Below are 16,272 nucleotides of genomic sequence, written 5' to 3'. Positions count from 1 at the left end.
GCGGAGGTAACATCCCTGTAAAGCCCGCCCTCTCGGCGCATCCATGCGCCTCGCCCCGGCCTGCAGGAAACGCCTCAGCGATTTACAGCCGGACCATAGCGTCGCTGTAAGACCTCTGCCCGCAATATGTTTTTCATTGCGGTAATTTTGCGAGTCTCTTTCCAGAAATGGTAATATCCTCAGTGGCATAGCTCAAATCTATTGCCGCCTGTTTTGATGAGCAGTAAGTTCTCTTTGCACCTGCAAAATCAGGTGCCGGGTTTAGCATCCTGGCTTATCTTATCGGCGGCACATTATGTGCAGCATGCTTTGCTACATCTCAATGGTGGGCTGAGCAGGGGCATCGAAAGATGCGCCGGTATCCGATAAGGCCGGTAATGCTAACTCTGTTCAGTCCACCACCAGCGAAGTTAGCATTTCCGGTGGTGGAAGCTTTATCACTTATCGGAGGCTGCCAATATGGCTACTACCCCAACCCAAGCTCATTCTTTATTCACCCTGCCCTTCAACCACGCCACCGACTTCACCGAACTGGCGGATAACTGCGAACGTTTTACCGACGCACTGGTAGATTGCGAAGAACCCGCCCCAAAAATGGCGCTTTACGGCAGACTTTATGCCTGTCTGAATCTTCTGCAACCCACGCTTCTGGAACCTGTTCCGGACGCTTTAAAAGCCAGCCTGACCGTGAAGGAACTCCCGTCACGCGTTCCGGCTTTCGGACCCGAATGCGATCAGCTGGGGCGCTACTGTCAGGAGCTTACGCAGATGCTGATGAACGGCTCACTGTCGCGACAATCTGAAATCGTGATGGAAGATTTGCTGTGCGAGCTGGTCAGCTACTTTGCTGATACGCTGAAGGCACCGCGCTGGCTGCAGACAGACGAAGGCACAATCGCGATCGGCTAAACCTGCCGGATGGCGCTGCGCTTATCCGGTCTACAAAAGACCCATAAAAAAACCCGCCGAAGCGGGTTTTTAGCATTTATTACAACGGGCACATTACTGCAGCAGCGAAATATCCGCCACGCGCAGGAACAGCTCGCGCAGTTTTTCGAGCATGGAGAGACGGTTAATACGCAGTTCTTTATCTTCTACGTTCACCATCACTTTCTCGAAGAAGGCGTCGATCACGTCACGCAGCTCCGCCAGCTCCACCAGCGCTTCCTGGTAACGACCTTCCGCGAAGTACGGTTCGAGCTTGTCGCGCAGCACCACAACCTGCATCGCCAGGGCGATCTCTTCCGGCTCTTTCAGCGTCGCGGCGTTTACGCGCTCGTTCAGCGTCTCGTCGGATTTCGCCAGGATGTTGGATACACGCTTGTTGGCCGCCGCCAGGGCAGATGCCGCTTCCAGCGTACGGAAGTGGGAAACCGCCTTCATACGCGCATCGAAATCAGCCGGACGGGTTGGACGACGCGCCAGCACCGCCTGAATGGTGTCGACGGTGTAACCTTCGTCCTGATACCACGCGCGGAAACGGCCGAGCATAAAGTCGATCACGTCATCCACAACGTTCGCGTTGGTCAGCTTGTCGCCGTACAGACGCACCGCTTCTTCGGTCAGGGTCTGCAGATCAAGGTTCAGGTTCTTCTCAACGATGATGCGCAGCACGCCCAGCGCGGCACGACGCAGCGCAAACGGGTCTTTATCGCCTTTCGGATGCTGGCCGATGCCGAAGATACCCGCCAGGGTGTCCATCTTATCGGCAATCGCTACAGCGCAGGCAACCGGGTTGGACGGCAGATCGTCGCCCGCAAAGCGCGGCTGATACTGCTCGTTCAGAGCTACGGCCACGTCTTCCGCTTCGCCATCGTGACGCGCGTAGTGCATGCCCATTACGCCCTGGGTGTCGGTGAATTCGAACACCATGTTGGTCATCAGGTCGCATTTGGAGAGCAGGCCCGCGCGGGTCGCGTGGTTAACGTCGGCACCGATTTCACGGGCGATCCAGCCGGACAGCTCCGCGATACGGTCGGTTTTGTCGCGCAGCGTACCCAGCTGCTGCTGGAACAGCACGGTCTGCAGGCGCGGCAGGTTATCTTCCAGACGCTTTTTACGGTCGGTATTGAAGAAGAACTCGGCATCCGCCAGACGCGGGCGCACCACTTTCTCGTTACCGGAGATAATCTGGCTCGGATCTTTCGATTCGATGTTCGCCACGAAGATGAAGTTTGGCAGCAGCTTGCCGTCGTTGGCGTAAACCGGGAAGTACTTCTGGTCACCCTTCATGGTGTAAACTAGCGCTTCTGCCGGAACGGCCAGGAATTTCTCTTCGAATTTCGCGGTCAGCACAACCGGCCATTCCACCAGAGAAGTGACCTCTTCCAGCAGGCTGTCGCTCAGGTCGGCATTACCGCCAATCTTACGCGCCGCTTCTTCCGCGTCCGCTTTAATTTTGGCTTTACGCTGTTCGTAGTCGGCAATCACTTTACCGCGCTCCAGCAGGATCTGCGGGTACTGGTCGGCATTGTCGATTGTGAACTCTGGCTCGCCCATAAAGCGGTGGCCGCGGATCACGCGATCGGACGCCACGCCCAGAATGGTCGCCGGGATAACGGTGTCGCCCAGCAGCAGGGTCACGGTGTGTACCGGACGCACGAAGTGTACGTCAGACGCGCCCCAGCGCATCAGCTTAGGAATCGGCAGCTTCGCCAGAGAAGTGGCGATCATGTTTGGCAGCAGCGCTTCCGCGCTTTCGCCTTTCACGTGGGCACGATACAGCAGCCATTCGCCTTTATCGGTGGTCAGACGTTCAGCCTGATCGACGGTGATGCCGCAGCCGCGCGCCCAGCCTTCGGCAGCCTTGCTTGGCTTGCCTTCCGCGTCAAACGCCTGGGCAATCGCCGGGCCACGTTTTTCGACTTCGCGATCCGGCTGAGACGCCGCCAGATTTGCCACTTTCAGCGCCAGACGACGCGGTGCAGCAAACCACTCAATTTTACCGTGCGCCAGGCCAGCGTTATCCAGCTCGGCGGTCACGTTCGCAGCAAAAGATTCAGCCAGGCTGCGCAGGGCTTTTGGTGGCAGCTCTTCAGTGCCGATTTCCACCAGGAAAGTTTTCTCAGACATGGCCGCCTCTTATTTGTTTCGGTTGCACATCGGGAAGCCAAGGGCTTCACGGGACGCGTAGTAAGCTTCTGCAACGGCTTTGGTCAGGGTGCGAATACGCAGAATGTAGCGCTGACGTTCAGTCACGGAGATCGCTTTGCGGGCGTCCAGCAGGTTGAAGCTGTGGGCGGCCTTCAGAATACGCTCGTAGGCAGGCAGCGGCAGCGGAGTTTCCAGCGCCAGCAGCTGCTGTGCCTCTTTCTCGTACTGCTCGAAGCAGGTGAACAGGAAGTCCACGTCCGCGTATTCGAAGTTATAGGTGGATTGCTCCACTTCGTTCTGATGGAACACGTCGCCGTAGGTGGTTTTACCCAGCGGGCCGTCGCTCCAGACCAGGTCGTAAACGCTGTCTACGCCCTGAATGTACATGGCCAGACGTTCCAGACCGTAGGTGATTTCACCGGTGATTGGCTTACATTCCAGACCGCCAACCTGCTGGAAGTAGGTGAACTGAGTCACTTCCATGCCGTTCAGCCACACTTCCCAACCGAGACCCCAGGCACCCAGCGTTGGGTTTTCCCAGTTGTCTTCCACGAAACGGATGTCGTGGATGGTTGGATCCATACCCAGCTCTTTCAGCGACCCGAGATACAGTTCCTGAATGTTGTCGGGTGATGGCTTAATCACCACCTGGAACTGATAGTAATGCTGCAGACGGTTCGGGTTTTCACCGTAACGACCATCGGTCGGACGACGGGAAGGCTGCACATACGCGGTCGCCATTGGCTCTGGGCCCAACGCGCGCAGGCTGGTCATCGGGTGTGAAGTGCCGGCGCCGACTTCCATGTCCAAAGGTTGAACAATGGTACAGCCCTGACGAGCCCAGTAATCCTGTAAGGTCAGGATCAGGCCCTGGAAGGTCTTGGTATCAAACTTTTGCATAGTATTTCGTGCTGGATACGTGTGGTTTTAAATGGAAGGGACCAGTATACCCGCTGGCTGCAAGATATACAGTACGAAACGGGGTTGTTTAGGGAAAATTGGGAAATAAGCCTTCCGGCCAGAACGCTGGTGGCGTCTGGTTGTTGATTATGCGAGCAGGCTAGCGCATGGAGAGATGTAAAAACTGACCGTCCGCATCAAACGAGCAGACAAAGCCCTCTTTACGCGCAGTATACCCTCTAAGCTCATAGCTGCCCTGAAAGCGCTCGAATCCGATGACGTTAATTTTCTGAACGTCCGAGTTATAGCGCCGAGCGGCCCGCTCTTTACAGAGCGCTTCCATATTCAGCGAACGCTCCGGGCTTATTTTTCCCTGCTGCGCTTTTTGCACGGGGACTTCCTGTGGCGCACTGCATCCTGCCAGCATCAACAGCAGAAAGAGTGATGCCACACGCTTCATCATCATTTTTATTACCGTCCTGGTCAGCGGCTGTTATTTTTAGTATCAACACTTTTATAGATTAAGGTCTGCCATTCTGCGAATCTCGCGGTCTCCCGGCAAGCCTGCGCATAAAACTCAGAATTTTCCAAACGAAGACTTTTGGACAATGGGAGTCCCACTCACTTTACAGGGAATACGAGGAACTGATGCCGTCAAAAATTAACTGGATTGATAACCTGCGAGGAATAGCGTGTCTGATGGTGGTCATGATCCACACGACGACCTGGTATGTCACGAATGCCCACAGCATCAGCCCCGTTAACTGGGATATTGCCAATATCCTCAACTCAGCGTCGCGCGTCAGCGTGCCGCTGTTTTTTATGATTTCCGGCTTTCTCTTTTTTGGCGAGCGTAGCGCGCAGCCGAGGCACTTCATCCGCATCGCGGCCTGTCTGGGGTTCTACAGCGCCGTTGCCCTGCTCTATATCACCCTGTTTACCTCCATTAACGCCGGGTTATCCCTCAAATATTTGCTGCAAAAACCGGTTTTCTACCACCTGTGGTTCTTCTTCGCCATCATCGTTATCTATCTGGTCTCTCCGCTCATTCAGGTGAAAAACGTCAGCGGGAAAATGCTTCTGGCCCTGATGGTGGTGATTGGCATCGTCGCCAACCCGAACACGGTCTCGCAGAAAATCGACGGTTTCGAATGGTTGCCAGTGAACCTCTATATCAACGGCGACACCTTCTACTACGTGCTTTACGGCATGCTGGGGCGCGCCATCGGGATGATGGACACGCAAAAGCGCGGTCTGAACTGGCTCTGCGGAGCGCTGTTTATCGCCGGCGTGGCGGTGATTTCACGCGGGACGCTACATGAGCTTCAGTGGCGCGGCAATTTTGCCGATACCTGGTATCTGTATTGCGGGCCGATGGTCTTTATCTGTGCCGTATCGCTGCTCACGCTCGTTAAAAACACCCTGAATGCGCGTCCCCTTCCCGTGCTGGGCTTTATCTCGCGGCACTCGCTGGGAATTTACGGTTTTCACGCGCTGGTGATCCACGCCCTGCGAACAAGGGGCGTTGAGCTCAAAAGCTGGCCGGTGCTGGATATCGTCTGGATTTTTGCCGCTACGCTGGTTATCAGCCTGCTGCTGTCGATGCTGCTGCAAAAAATCGACGCGCGCCGCTTCGTCAGCTAACGCTGCGCTGCCGGGCGCGGTGGTACTGGCGCGGGGAGGAGAAGCCTGCCGCCAGCGAGGCCTGTTCCACGCCGCGCCCCTGCATCAGCCACTGCTCCGCCACCGCCAGACGCAGCTGCTCCAGATAATCGCGGACGCTAATCCCTAAATGCGTCTGGAAAAGCCGGGTGAGATGGCGCGGGCTGACGTGCGCCAGTGCGGCGATATCAGGCAAGCTCCACGTTTTTTGCGGCTCGGCGGTGAGCGCATCCTGCGCCCGATGGATCGCCGGATGAAGATGGTTGCGATAGCGCAGCCACGGTGAAAGCTGGGGATCGTCACCGGAACGGCGGAACCAGACAACCATCTCGCGCGCCACGGCCAGCGCCTTTTCGGGACCGCACAGGCGGTTAATCATATGCAGCGCCAGATCGATGCCCGACGTGATCCCCGCGCTGGTCCAGATATTCTCGTCCTGTACAAAGATGCGGTTTTCTTTAATCGTCGCCGTGGGAGCCACAGTGCGTAAACGGCTGATAACGTCATGGTGGGTTGTGCACTGTTTGTTATTCAGCAGGCCCGATTTCGCCGCCAGCAGCGCACCAGAACAGACGCACATCACCGTGATATCCCGGCGCTGAATGACCGGCTGCAGACGCATTAGCCAGTGCTGGATCTGCTGCGCCTGCGGCGTTGAGAACTGAACGCGGGAGTCGCTCACCCCCGGCAGGACCAGCAGACTCCCCGGGGGCAGACTTTCCGGCAACGGCTGGATGCCGCCCATCGTCAGGCCTATCGACGTCGGCACGTCCGGTTGCGGCCCAATGTAATTCAGACGAAACGCGTCGCCAGCCAGCACAAAGGTCTCCGCCGGGCCTGACATATCCAGTGCCAGTACCCCGGGTAACATCACGAACCAGACGTCGATGCGCATTACAGTGACTCCAGCGTCTCCGCTACCGTTTTAATTTCGGCAAAACGCCCGGCCAGTACCGTCTCGGTACGATGGCGAATTTCCGCTGCGCTCAGGGTAATGCCCTTGTACATCATGGGAAACGTCAACGTTGCCTCGCTCACAAACGTCACAGCATAACCCAGATCGGATGCTACCCGAGCGGTGGTTTCGCAGCATTGTTCCGTGCGAATGCCGCAGATAATCAGCTGGTTGATATCACGCTCGCGCAGCCAGCGGTCAAGCCCGGTATCCGTGAAGGCATTATGGACGTGTTTTTGGAAAACCACATCCGGCTGATGACGCAAAAAGGCCATCGGTTTGACATAGCCACTTTGCAGCGTGAAGGGGCCGTCTTCATCCACATGAAAAATATCAACGACTGGAATACCGCGCGCCTGGCAGCCTTCAATCAGCCCCAGCATCGCCTGCTGAAAGGCAGGAATGTCGCCCTCCTGCCAGTAAGGGCGATGATGGAAGGACTGCTGAGTATCAATATTGATGAGTGCAATGCGTGACATGATAAATCTCCTCGCCAGTGGGTGTGTCACCATACTGGCAAGGAAAGAGAGGCACGCACAGGCCAAAAAAGGACATCCTCGTGCCTCTGTCGGACAAGCGAGTTTATGACATCAGCGGCAGCAGCTGCTGATAGATTTTGCGGAACACCTCGCGCCTTTCTGCATAACGGGCATGTCCTGCCGCGTCAGGCACATGCGCCTGTTCAAGCGTAAGCTGCGGCAGCAGCTGCGAAAGCGGCTTTTCCGGGTTCATAGCGATCTGCGCCAGACGCGCGGCGCCGAGCGCGGGGCCAACATCCCCTCCCGTGCGGAAATCCAGCTGCAACCCGCTGATATCCGCCAGCATCTGTCGCCAGTAAGGGCTTCGCGCGCCGCCGCCAATCAGGGTGACGCTCGCCGGTTTCAGGCCGCAGTCGTGCACTACATCCATTCCGTCGGCCAGCGCATACCCCACACCTTCCAGAACCGCACGCGCCAGCTCTGCCGGGCCGTGCTGATGGGTTAGGCCAAAGAATACCCCTTTCGCTTCCGGGTTGTTGTGCGGCGTACGCTCGCCAGAAAGATAGGGTAAAAACCAGACGGTACTCGCCGCGTCATCCGCCTGCTGCGCCGCCGCAATGAGTGCCGGAACGTCCGCCATGCCGGTAAGCTTCGCCGCCCAGTCCAGGCAGGATGCCGCGCTCAGCATCACCGACATCAAATGCCATTTTCCCGGAAGCGCATGACAGAAACTGTGCACAGCGCTTTCGGGATTGCTGCGATAGCCGTCGCTGACGGCAAAATAGACCCCAGAGGTTCCCAGCGACAGCATCGTCTGCCCCGCCTCAACCATCCCGACACCCACGGCACCCGCCGCGTTATCACCGCCCCCGGCCACCACCGGTACGGCAGGCATATTCCAGCGTTCCGCAACGTCTGGCAGCAGCGTACCCGTCACCTCACAGCCTTCGAACAGCGCGGGCATATGTTCCCGGGTCAGATGGCAGGCATCCAGCATCGCCTCGCTCCAGTCGCGCTTCGCCACGTCGAGCCACATGGTGCCCGCGGCATCGGACATGTCGCTGGCGAAATCGCCCGTCATACGAAAGCGCAGATAGTCTTTCGGCAGCAGGACTTTCGCCACCTGACGGAAAATCTCCGGCTCGTGGCGCTGTACCCACAAAAGTTTTGGTGCGGTGAAGCCCGGCATCATCAGGTTGCCCGTAATCTCGCGGGACGTGGGCACACGCGCTTCAAGGATTGCGCACTCTTCCGCACAGCGGCCATCGTTCCAGAGAATAGCCGGGCGCAGAACGCGATGCTGGCTATCCAGCAACGTTGCACCATGCATTTGTCCGGCAATGCCCAGCGCTTTCACGTCGCGCAGGCTGTGCTGCTCGCCTAAGGCTTTTATCGCGCGATCCGTCGCCTGCCACCACTGCTCCGGGTCCTGCTCCGACCACAGCGGATGCGGGCGTGAAACCTGCAGCTTTTCAGTCTGCGTTGCTAACACGTCGCCCTGCTCGCTTAACAGGATGGCTTTCACACCCGATGTGCCAAGATCGATCCCGATATACATTGTGGTGACTCCTTTGACAGAAATGCCCGGTGGCGCTTCCGCTTACCGGGCCTGGATGCTGTTATTTATCGAACAGGTAGTGATTAACCAGGTTTTCCAGCAGTTCCTGATGCCCGCTCTGGTGCTGCGGCGCCAGCTGCTGTTGTTCAGCGTACTTCGCGATCTCCGCAAGCGATAACTGACCCTTCAAAATTTGCTGGCCCAGCTCACTGTTCCAGCCGCTGTAGCGCTTCGCCACGCGCTTATCCAGCTCGCCGTCTTCAATCATACGCGCCGCCACTTTCAGCGCCAGCGCCATGGTGTCCATCGCGCCAATGTGGCCGTAGAACAGATCGTATTTGTCGGTGCTCTGGCGACGCACCTTGGCGTCAAAGTTAAGGCCGCCGGTGGTGAAACCGCCCGCTTTGACGATCTCGTACATCACCAGCGCATTCTCTTCCACGCTGTTCGGGAACTGGTCGGTATCCCAGCCCAGCTGCGGATCGCCGCGGTTCGCATCTACCGATCCGAAGATGCCCAGCGCAATCGCAGAGGCAATTTCGTGATGGAATGAGTGGCCCGCCAGGGTAGCGTGGTTAGCCTCAATATTCACTTTGATCTCTTTTTCCAGACCAAACTGCTTCAGGAAGCCATACACGGTCGCGACATCGTAGTCGTACTGATGCTTGGTTGGTTCCTGCGGTTTAGGCTCGATCAGCAGCGTGCCGCGGAAGCCGATTTTGTGCTTATGGTCGACAACCATCTGCATAAAGCGGCCAATCTGCTCGCGCTCCTGGCGCAGGTCGGTATTGAGCAGGGTTTCATAGCCTTCACGGCCGCCCCACAGGACATAGTTTTCGCCGCCCAGCTGATGCGTAGCGTTCATTGCCGTCACCACCTGCGTAGCCGCCCAGCTAAACACTTCCGGATCCGGGTTGGTGGCCGCACCCGCACCATAGCGTGGGTTGGTGAAGCAGTTTGCCGTACCCCAGAGCAGCTTCACGCCGCTTTGCTGCTGTTTTTCTGCCAGCACGTCCACCATCTGCGCAAAATTGTTCAGGTACTCTTTCAGCGACGCCCCTTCCGGCGATACGTCAACATCATGGAAGCAGTAGTACGGCACGTTCAGCTTGTGGAAGAACTCAAACGCCACGTCGGCTTTGCGTTTCGCCAGCTCGATGGCCTCACCCGGCTGTTGCCACGGACGGTCAAAGGAACCCACGCCGAACATATCGGCGCCGTTCCAGCAGAAGGTATGCCAGTAACAGGCGGCAAAGCGCAGATGATCTTCCATGCGCTTACCCAGCACCAGCTCATCCGGATTGTAGTGACGAAATGCTAAAGGATTGGTCGTTTTTGGGCCTTCGTAACGAACGCGATCGAGTTGGTCGAAATAAGCTTGCATATTGAGCTCCATAATCAGGGTATGCGGCGAGTCGTTGATTCAGGAGTAATAGTGAATAGACATTTTGGGTTGCTCAATTACGTTATTTCACACTGCTATTGAGAGAATGCACAACTGTGCGCTGGCTCGCAAAATAATGCGCAGACAAACTATTTTTCGGCGCACATTCCAGAATCAAATGTAATTAAGGCGTTACGAATTTTAAAATCCGATCGCGGTCATAAATTCAGAAATAAACCAAATATCGTAATGAGAAGATAAAAATCTGTAATTGCCAGCCCGCCTTTCCGCGTTAAAAATTTGCTGCGACCCAGCAGTGAATGTTTCTTTTATCTCAGCAACACATACCCCTACAAAAAGGCCTAATAATTATGAAGATAAAGAACCTGACCCTAACGCTCTGCACTACGCTCCTCCTTGCAAGCTTTGCAGGGCATGCCAAGGAGGTCAAAATTGGCATGGCGATTGATGACCTGCGTCTGGAGCGCTGGCAAAAAGATCGCGATATTTTTGTGAAAAAAGCGGAATCACTCGGTGCGAATGTGTTTGTTCAGTCGGCTAACGGCAATGAAGAAACGCAAATGTCGCAGATCGAGAATATGATCAACCGGGGAGTCGATGTTCTGGTCATTATCCCTTATAACGGCCAGGTATTAAGTAACGTGGTGAAAGAAGCGAAGCAGGAAGGCATAAAAGTTCTCGCTTATGACCGCATGATTAATAACGCCGATATTGATTATTATATTTCCTTCGACAATGAAAAAGTGGGCGAATTACAGGCGCAAAGCCTGATCGACAAAGTGCCTCAAGGCAATTATTTCCTGATGGGCGGTTCGCCGGTGGATAACAACGCCAAACTGTTCCGCGAAGGGCAAATGAAGGTCCTTAAGCCGTACATCGACAGCGGCAAAATTAAGGTGGTCGGCGATCAGTGGGCCGACGGATGGTTACCAGAAAATGCCCTGAAGATTATGGAAAATGCGCTGACGGCTAATAACAACAAAATTGATGCTGTCGTGGCCTCCAACGATGCCACAGCAGGCGGGGCTATTCAGGCTCTGAGTGCCCAGGGACTGGCCGGTAAAGTCGCGATTTCTGGTCAGGATGCCGACCTGGCGGGCGTAAAACGCATTATCGCAGGTACCCAGACCATGACGGTCTACAAACCGATTACCGAACTTGCCAATACGGCGGCGGAAATTGCCGTTGAGCTGGGCAACGGTAAGCAACCTAAAGCAGATGCAACGCTGAATAACGGCCTGAAAGACGTTCCGGCTCGCCTGCTCACGCCAATTGAAGTCAATAAAGAGAACATTGACGCCACCGTTATTAAAGACGGTTTCCACAAGAAGAGCGAACTGTAATCCGGCGCTGCCCCTGCTCTGCGGGGGCGCATCACGTTGTACTGTTCTTCCCTCGGGTTATGTGGAGCAGTTATGCCTTATTTACTTGAAATGAAAAGCATCACCAAGCGCTTCGGCGCGGTGAAAGCCGTCGACAACGTCAGTCTCCGGTTGAACCCTGGCGAAGTGGTTTCGCTGTGTGGCGAGAACGGTTCGGGCAAATCAACGCTGATGAAAGTCCTGTGTGGGATCTACCCGCACGGCAGTTACGAAGGCGAAATTGTCTTTGCCGGTGAAGTCATCCAGGCGACGCACATTCGCGACACCGAACGCAAAGGCATCGCCATCATCCACCAGGAGCTGGCGCTGGTGAAACATCTCACCGTGCTGGAGAACATCTTCCTCGGAGCCGAGATTTCCCGCCACGGCGTGCTGGATTACGACAACATGACGCTCCGCTGTGAAAAGCTGCTGGCGCAGGTGAGCCTCAACATTTCACCGGATACCCGCGTGGGCGACCTGGGCCTGGGGCAACAGCAGCTGGTCGAAATTGCGAAGGCGCTGAATAAACAGGTCAGGCTGCTGATCCTCGATGAGCCAACGGCGTCGCTCACCGAACAGGAAACTGCGGTTCTGCTCAATATCATCCGCGATCTGCAAAACCACGGTATCGCCTGCATCTACATTTCGCACAAGCTGAACGAGGTAAAAGCCATTTCGGACACCATCTGCGTGATCCGCGACGGGCAACACATTGGCACGCGTGAAGCTGCGGGCATGAGTGAAGATGACATCATCACCATGATGGTGGGCCGCGAGCTGACCGCGCTCTACCCGAATGAGCCCCACACTAAGGGCGATGAAGTGCTGCGCGTGGAAAACCTGACCGCGTGGCACCCCGTTAACCGCCACATTAAGCGGGTCAATAACGTTTCGTTTTCCCTTCACAGCGGCGAAATTCTTGGGATTGCTGGGCTCGTCGGTGCCGGGCGTACCGAAGCCGTGCAGTGCCTGTTTGGCGTGTGGCCAGGGCGCTGGGAGGGCACGATATATATAGACGGCCAGCCCGTGAGAATCGACAACTGCCAGCAGGCGATTGCCCGCGGCATTGCCATGGTTCCGGAAGACCGCAAAAAAGACGGCATCGTACCGGTCATGGCGGTGGGTAAAAACATCACCCTTGCGGCACTCGATCGGTTCTCCGGCGCGCTGAGCAGCCTGGATGATGCCGCCGAGCAGCAGTGCATCCTTCAGTCACTTGCCCGGCTGAAGGTCAAAACCTCCTCGCCGGAACTGGCGATTGGCCGACTGAGCGGTGGTAACCAGCAGAAGGCGATTCTGGCGCGCTGTCTGCTCCTCAATCCACGCATATTAATCCTTGATGAGCCGACGCGCGGGATCGATATCGGTGCCAAATACGAAATCTACAAACTGATTAATCAGCTTGTACAGCAAGGGATTGCCGTCATTGTCATCTCGTCTGAGTTACCCGAAGTGCTCGGCCTGAGCGACCGCGTGCTGGTCATGCACGAGGGGAAACTGAAAGCCAACCTGATTAACCAGAACCTGACGCAGGAGCAGGTGATGGAAGCCGCTTTAAGGAGCGAACGTCATGTCGAAAAGCAATCCGTCTGATATCAAAGTCGCTGTTCCGACGCCCGGCGCGTTCGCGGGGCTAAAAGCGCTGAACCTGCAGGTTTTCGTGATGATCGCGGCGATTATCGTCATCATGCTGTTCTTCACGTGGATGACGGATGGCTCGTACTTAAGCGCGCGTAACGTCTCAAACCTGCTCCGCCAGACCGCCATCACCGGCATCCTGGCCGTGGGCATGGTGTTCGTGATCATCTCTGCGGAAATCGACCTGTCGGTCGGGTCGATGATGGGTCTTCTCGGCGGCGTGGCGGCCATTTTTGACGTCTGGCTCGGCTGGCCGCTGCCGCTGACCGTGGCGGTCACGCTGGTATTGGGGCTGGTACTGGGGGCCTGGAACGGCTGGTGGGTTGCCTATCGGAAGGTGCCATCGTTTATCGTCACCCTGGCGGGAATGCTGGCCTTCCGCGGGATCCTGATCGGTATCACCAACGGCACGACCGTTTCCCCGACCAGCGCGGCGATGTCGCAAATTGGCCAGAGTTACCTCCCGGATAGCATAGGCTTTACGATCGGCGTGGTGGGACTGCTGGCGTTTGTCGCGTGGCAGTGGCGTGGACGTATGCGCCGTCAGGCGCTGGGTCTTGCGTCGCCAGCGTCAACGTCCGTGGTAGGACGTCAGGCGCTGACGGCGGTCATTGTGCTGGGCGCCATCTGGCTTCTTAACGACTATCGCGGCGTTCCGACGCCGGTACTGCTGCTGGCGCTGTTACTGCTCGGCGGCATGTTTATGGCGACGCGCACCGCGTTTGGCCGCCGTATTTATGCCATTGGCGGCAACCTTGAAGCTGCTCGCCTGTCAGGTATTAACGTCGAACGTACCAAGCTGGCGGTTTTCGCCATTAACGGCCTGATGGTCGCTATCGCCGGGTTGATCCTCAGCTCGCGTCTGGGGGCAGGCTCTCCTTCCGCCGGTAACATCGCCGAGCTGGATGCTATCGCTGCCTGCGTCATCGGTGGCACCAGCCTCGCAGGCGGTATCGGTAGCGTGGCGGGCGCGGTCATGGGGGCATTTATCATGGCGTCGCTGGATAACGGGATGAGTATGATGGACGTCCCGACGTTTTGGCAGTATATCGTCAAGGGGGCCATTCTTTTACTGGCAGTCTGGATGGACTCTGCCACCAAGCGACGAGCCTGATAACCGCATTGTGACTTAATTGGGAAGCGAGCCATGTTTGAAAAGCGTCACCGCATTACGTTGTTATTCAATGCCAACAAAGCCTACGACCGTCAGGTGGTAGAAGGCGTGGGTGAATATTTGCAGGCGTCGCAATCCGAATGGGATATTTTTATTGAAGAAGATTTCCGCACCCGTCTGGAGAACATCAAAGACTGGCTGGGTGATGGCGTTATCGCCGACTATGACGACCCCGTCATCGAACAACTGCTGACCGACGTCGACGTGCCGATCGTGGGCGTCGGCGGCTCGTATCATTCACCCGAACACTACCCGCCGGTCCACTACATCGCCACCGATAATCATGCCCTGGTCGAGGCCGCCTTTCTCCATTTAAAGGAGAAAGGCGTCCATCGCTTCGCGTTTTATGGTTTACCCGCCACCAGCGGCAAGCGCTGGGCCGTGGAGCGTGAACATGCGTTTTGCCAGCTGGTCGCACAGGAGAAGTACCGCGGCGTGGTCTATCAGGGGCTGGAAACCGCACCGGAAAACTGGCAGCACGCGCAAAACCGCCTGGCGGACTGGCTGCAAACGCTGCCACCGCAAACCGGCATTATTGCCGTGACGGACGCGCGCGCGCGGCACGTGCTGCAGGTCTGCGAACACTTACACATTCCGGTGCCCGAAAAGCTGTGCGTGATTGGCATTGATAACGAAGAGCTTACCCGCTACCTGTCCCGCGTGGCGCTCTCCTCCGTAGCACAGGGCACACGTCAGATGGGCTATCAGGCGGCAAAGCTGTTGCATCGCCTGCTGGATAAAGAGGCTCTGCCGCTTCAGCGCCTGCTGGTTCCCCCCGTCCGCGTCGTTGAGCGTCGCTCAACCGATTATCGCTCCTTGAGCGACCCGGCCGTCATTCAGGCCATGCACTATATCCGCAACCACGCCTGCAAAGGGATTAAGGTCGATCAGGTGCTGGACTCGGTGGGCATTTCCCGCTCGAATCTGGAGAAGCGGTTCAAAGAAGAGGTGGGCGAAACCATTCATGCCGTCATCCATGCGGAGAAGCTGGAGAAGGCCCGCAGCCTGCTTGTCTCTACGTCACTGTCGATCAACGAAATCTCGCAGATGTGCGGCTATCCTTCGCTGCAGTATTTCTATTCGGTGTTTCGCAAAGAGTATGACACCACGCCGAAAGAGTACCGGGATCGCCACAGCGAGGTGCTGATCTAGAAAAGAAAACGCCTTCCAGTGGAAGGCGTTTTTTTGAGATTACATATGGGCGGCGATTAAGCGCTGGTTATCCTGGTACATAGCAAACAGATAGTTGTTATAGCTCTGCCCCTTCGTCGAATAACCTTTCAGCTTGTGGATCATCGTACTGGCCGTCACTTCCTGGTCCGCTTTACGCAGCTGAGCGCGTGATTTACGGAACGATGAGTAGGCCGGGTGCGTGTTCAGATTCACCACATAGGCGTTCACGGAATCTTTCACAGATTCAAACTGCGAATAGCCTTTCACCTTGCCAGGCGCATTCGTACAACGCCCTTTCGCACATTTCATGCCGAACAGGTTGTTGTTATTACGCGCCAGCTTAGAGGTTCCCCAGCCGCTTTCGGCTGCTGCCATGGTCGCTACCATGCTGCCTGGGATAATGTCCACACGCTCAAGGAGAGCATTCCACGGTACGCGACGCGTGTTACCGTTCCAGCTCAGTTTGTAGCGCTTCGTGATGTCTTTCAGACGCGCGCGTTCAGACGGCGACCAGCGGCTATCGTACTGTTTTGAAATTAACCAGTTACGATCCGCCGTAATCGCGGCATTTTGACTTGTTATGTAAGGCATTACCGTCCGGAGAAACGCTTTTTTTCTTGGTGTTCCGGAAGGGTATTTTCGCAAATCAGGAAGTGAACTACTCTTTGCACTATTGCGAGAATACTCTTGTTTACTGCTAACCTTACTACTTGTCGTCTTTATTACGTGGGCTTTCTTACTCGTTGTATCCGTGTGCGTCTTCGCAAGCACCCCACCCGAAAATGTCGTGGTGAGTAACATGAGTATCGCGGCCCCATATCGTCGAATGGGAGTCGATATCATTAGGTCTCCTGGTCGGATGTAATCATCC

The 16,272-nt window shown here is 56.2% G+C and carries 14 protein-coding genes and 1 pseudogene; 7 read left to right on the top strand and 8 right to left on the bottom strand.

Annotation, left to right across the window (positions count from 1 at the left end; genetic code table 11):
- Nucleotides 1–388 precede the first annotated feature (388 nt).
- Nucleotides 389–571, top strand: a pseudogene (locus tag INF73_RS22225) (hypothetical protein); the annotation flags it as partial.
- Nucleotides 499–909, top strand: a complete 411-nt coding sequence (locus INF73_RS06175; RefSeq protein ID WP_305038827.1) for a hypothetical protein — start codon at nucleotides 499–501, stop codon at nucleotides 907–909. The pseudogene INF73_RS22225 and the gene INF73_RS06175, both read left to right, overlap by 73 nt.
- Nucleotides 910–1,002: 93 nt before the next feature.
- Here the strand turns inward: INF73_RS06175 and glyS are convergent, their stop codons facing one another.
- The 3 genes from glyS to INF73_RS06160 form a co-directional block, all read right to left on the bottom strand.
- Entirely contained in the window at nucleotides 1,003–3,072 is a 2,070-nt protein-coding gene (glyS, locus tag INF73_RS06170) for a glycine--tRNA ligase subunit beta (RefSeq protein ID WP_028015075.1), read from the bottom strand.
- A gap of 9 nt (nucleotides 3,073–3,081) precedes the next feature.
- On the bottom strand, nucleotides 3,082–3,993 hold the full coding sequence (gene glyQ / locus INF73_RS06165) for a glycine--tRNA ligase subunit alpha (protein WP_003860141.1): 912 nt from the start codon (nucleotides 3,991–3,993) through the stop codon (nucleotides 3,082–3,084).
- 160 nt (nucleotides 3,994–4,153) lie between these two features.
- Nucleotides 4,154–4,459: a YsaB family lipoprotein gene (locus INF73_RS06160; RefSeq protein WP_028015074.1), complete on the bottom strand. Its 306-nt coding sequence runs from the start codon at nucleotides 4,457–4,459 to the stop codon at nucleotides 4,154–4,156.
- 182 nt (nucleotides 4,460–4,641) lie between these two features.
- On the opposite strand from INF73_RS06160, the gene INF73_RS06155 reads away from it, so the two are divergent.
- Nucleotides 4,642–5,637 (top strand): acyltransferase, encoded by a 996-nt coding sequence (locus INF73_RS06155; protein WP_126300638.1) that lies wholly within the window; start codon nucleotides 4,642–4,644, stop codon nucleotides 5,635–5,637.
- On the opposite strand, the gene INF73_RS06150 is transcribed toward INF73_RS06155, so the two are convergent.
- The 4 genes from INF73_RS06150 to xylA all read right to left on the bottom strand — a co-directional run bounded on the left by INF73_RS06150 (nucleotide 5,630) and on the right by xylA (nucleotide 10,031).
- A complete protein-coding gene (locus INF73_RS06150) occupies nucleotides 5,630–6,550 on the bottom strand; it encodes a GlxA family transcriptional regulator (protein WP_028015072.1) in 921 nt (306 codons plus the stop codon). The genes INF73_RS06155 and INF73_RS06150 overlap by 8 nt on opposite strands.
- Entirely contained in the window at nucleotides 6,550–7,089 is a 540-nt protein-coding gene (locus INF73_RS06145) for an isochorismatase family protein (protein ID WP_028015071.1), read from the bottom strand. Before INF73_RS06145 ends, INF73_RS06150 begins: the two co-directional genes overlap by 1 nt.
- A gap of 103 nt (nucleotides 7,090–7,192) precedes the next feature.
- Entirely contained in the window at nucleotides 7,193–8,647 is a 1,455-nt protein-coding gene (xylB, locus tag INF73_RS06140; protein WP_028015070.1) for a xylulokinase, read from the bottom strand.
- A gap of 61 nt (nucleotides 8,648–8,708) precedes the next feature.
- Nucleotides 8,709–10,031 carry a xylose isomerase gene (xylA, locus tag INF73_RS06135; protein ID WP_101865891.1) on the bottom strand — a complete coding sequence of 441 codons (1,323 nt, stop codon included), beginning with the start codon at nucleotides 10,029–10,031 and terminating at the stop codon, nucleotides 8,709–8,711.
- Between the two features lie 371 nt (nucleotides 10,032–10,402).
- Here xylA and xylF point away from each other — a divergent pair, with 371 nt between their 5' ends.
- The 4 genes from xylF to xylR all read left to right on the top strand — a co-directional run bounded on the left by xylF (nucleotide 10,403) and on the right by xylR (nucleotide 15,380).
- Nucleotides 10,403–11,395 (top strand): D-xylose ABC transporter substrate-binding protein, encoded by a 993-nt coding sequence (gene xylF, locus INF73_RS06130; RefSeq protein WP_028015068.1) that lies wholly within the window; start codon nucleotides 10,403–10,405, stop codon nucleotides 11,393–11,395.
- Between the two features lie 72 nt (nucleotides 11,396–11,467).
- Nucleotides 11,468–13,009: a xylose ABC transporter ATP-binding protein gene (locus INF73_RS06125; protein ID WP_028015067.1), complete on the top strand. Its 1,542-nt coding sequence runs from the start codon at nucleotides 11,468–11,470 to the stop codon at nucleotides 13,007–13,009.
- A complete protein-coding gene (xylH, locus tag INF73_RS06120; RefSeq protein ID WP_028015066.1) occupies nucleotides 12,987–14,168 on the top strand; it encodes a xylose ABC transporter permease XylH in 1,182 nt (393 codons plus the stop codon). The genes INF73_RS06125 and xylH overlap by 23 nt, the downstream gene beginning before the upstream one ends.
- 33 nt (nucleotides 14,169–14,201) lie before the next feature.
- Complete coding sequence (gene xylR, locus INF73_RS06115) at nucleotides 14,202–15,380, top strand: D-xylose utilization transcriptional activator XylR (RefSeq protein ID WP_028015065.1); 1,179 nt, start codon at nucleotides 14,202–14,204, stop codon at nucleotides 15,378–15,380.
- A 39-nt stretch (nucleotides 15,381–15,419) separates the two neighbouring features.
- Here xylR and INF73_RS06110 read toward each other — a convergent pair whose 3' ends face one another.
- Nucleotides 15,420–16,244 (bottom strand): protein bax, encoded by an 825-nt coding sequence (locus INF73_RS06110; protein ID WP_032644950.1) that lies wholly within the window; start codon nucleotides 16,242–16,244, stop codon nucleotides 15,420–15,422.
- Nucleotides 16,245–16,272 lie beyond the last annotated feature (28 nt).

The sequence above is a fragment of the Enterobacter cloacae complex sp. P6RS genome, assembly GCF_014982245.1.
Lineage (GTDB): Bacteria > Pseudomonadota > Gammaproteobacteria > Enterobacterales > Enterobacteriaceae > Enterobacter > Enterobacter bugandensis.
This window is presented reverse-complemented; position numbering and strand designations above follow the sequence as displayed.

Bases quoted from the DNA above. Each gene is read 5' to 3' on its own strand.
- glyS (WP_028015075.1), bottom strand. From the start codon at position 3,072: ATGTCTGAGAAAACTTTCCTGGTGGAAATCGGCACTGAAGAGCTGCCA.
- glyQ (WP_003860141.1), bottom strand. From the start codon at position 3,993: ATGCAAAAGTTTGATACCAAGACCTTCCAGGGCCTGATCCTGACCTTA.
- INF73_RS06160 (WP_028015074.1), bottom strand. From the start codon at position 4,459: ATGATGATGAAGCGTGTGGCATCACTCTTTCTGCTGTTGATGCTGGCA.
- INF73_RS06155 (WP_126300638.1), top strand. From the start codon at position 4,642: ATGCCGTCAAAAATTAACTGGATTGATAACCTGCGAGGAATAGCGTGT.
- INF73_RS06150 (WP_028015072.1), bottom strand. From the start codon at position 6,550: ATGCGCATCGACGTCTGGTTCGTGATGTTACCCGGGGTACTGGCACTG.
- INF73_RS06145 (WP_028015071.1), bottom strand. From the start codon at position 7,089: ATGTCACGCATTGCACTCATCAATATTGATACTCAGCAGTCCTTCCAT.
- xylB (WP_028015070.1), bottom strand. From the start codon at position 8,647: ATGTATATCGGGATCGATCTTGGCACATCGGGTGTGAAAGCCATCCTG.
- xylA (WP_101865891.1), bottom strand. From the start codon at position 10,031: ATGCAAGCTTATTTCGACCAACTCGATCGCGTTCGTTACGAAGGCCCA.
- xylF (WP_028015068.1), top strand. From the start codon at position 10,403: ATGAAGATAAAGAACCTGACCCTAACGCTCTGCACTACGCTCCTCCTT.
- INF73_RS06125 (WP_028015067.1), top strand. From the start codon at position 11,468: ATGCCTTATTTACTTGAAATGAAAAGCATCACCAAGCGCTTCGGCGCG.
- xylH (WP_028015066.1), top strand. From the start codon at position 12,987: ATGTCGAAAAGCAATCCGTCTGATATCAAAGTCGCTGTTCCGACGCCC.
- xylR (WP_028015065.1), top strand. From the start codon at position 14,202: ATGTTTGAAAAGCGTCACCGCATTACGTTGTTATTCAATGCCAACAAA.
- INF73_RS06110 (WP_032644950.1), bottom strand. From the start codon at position 16,244: ATGATATCGACTCCCATTCGACGATATGGGGCCGCGATACTCATGTTA.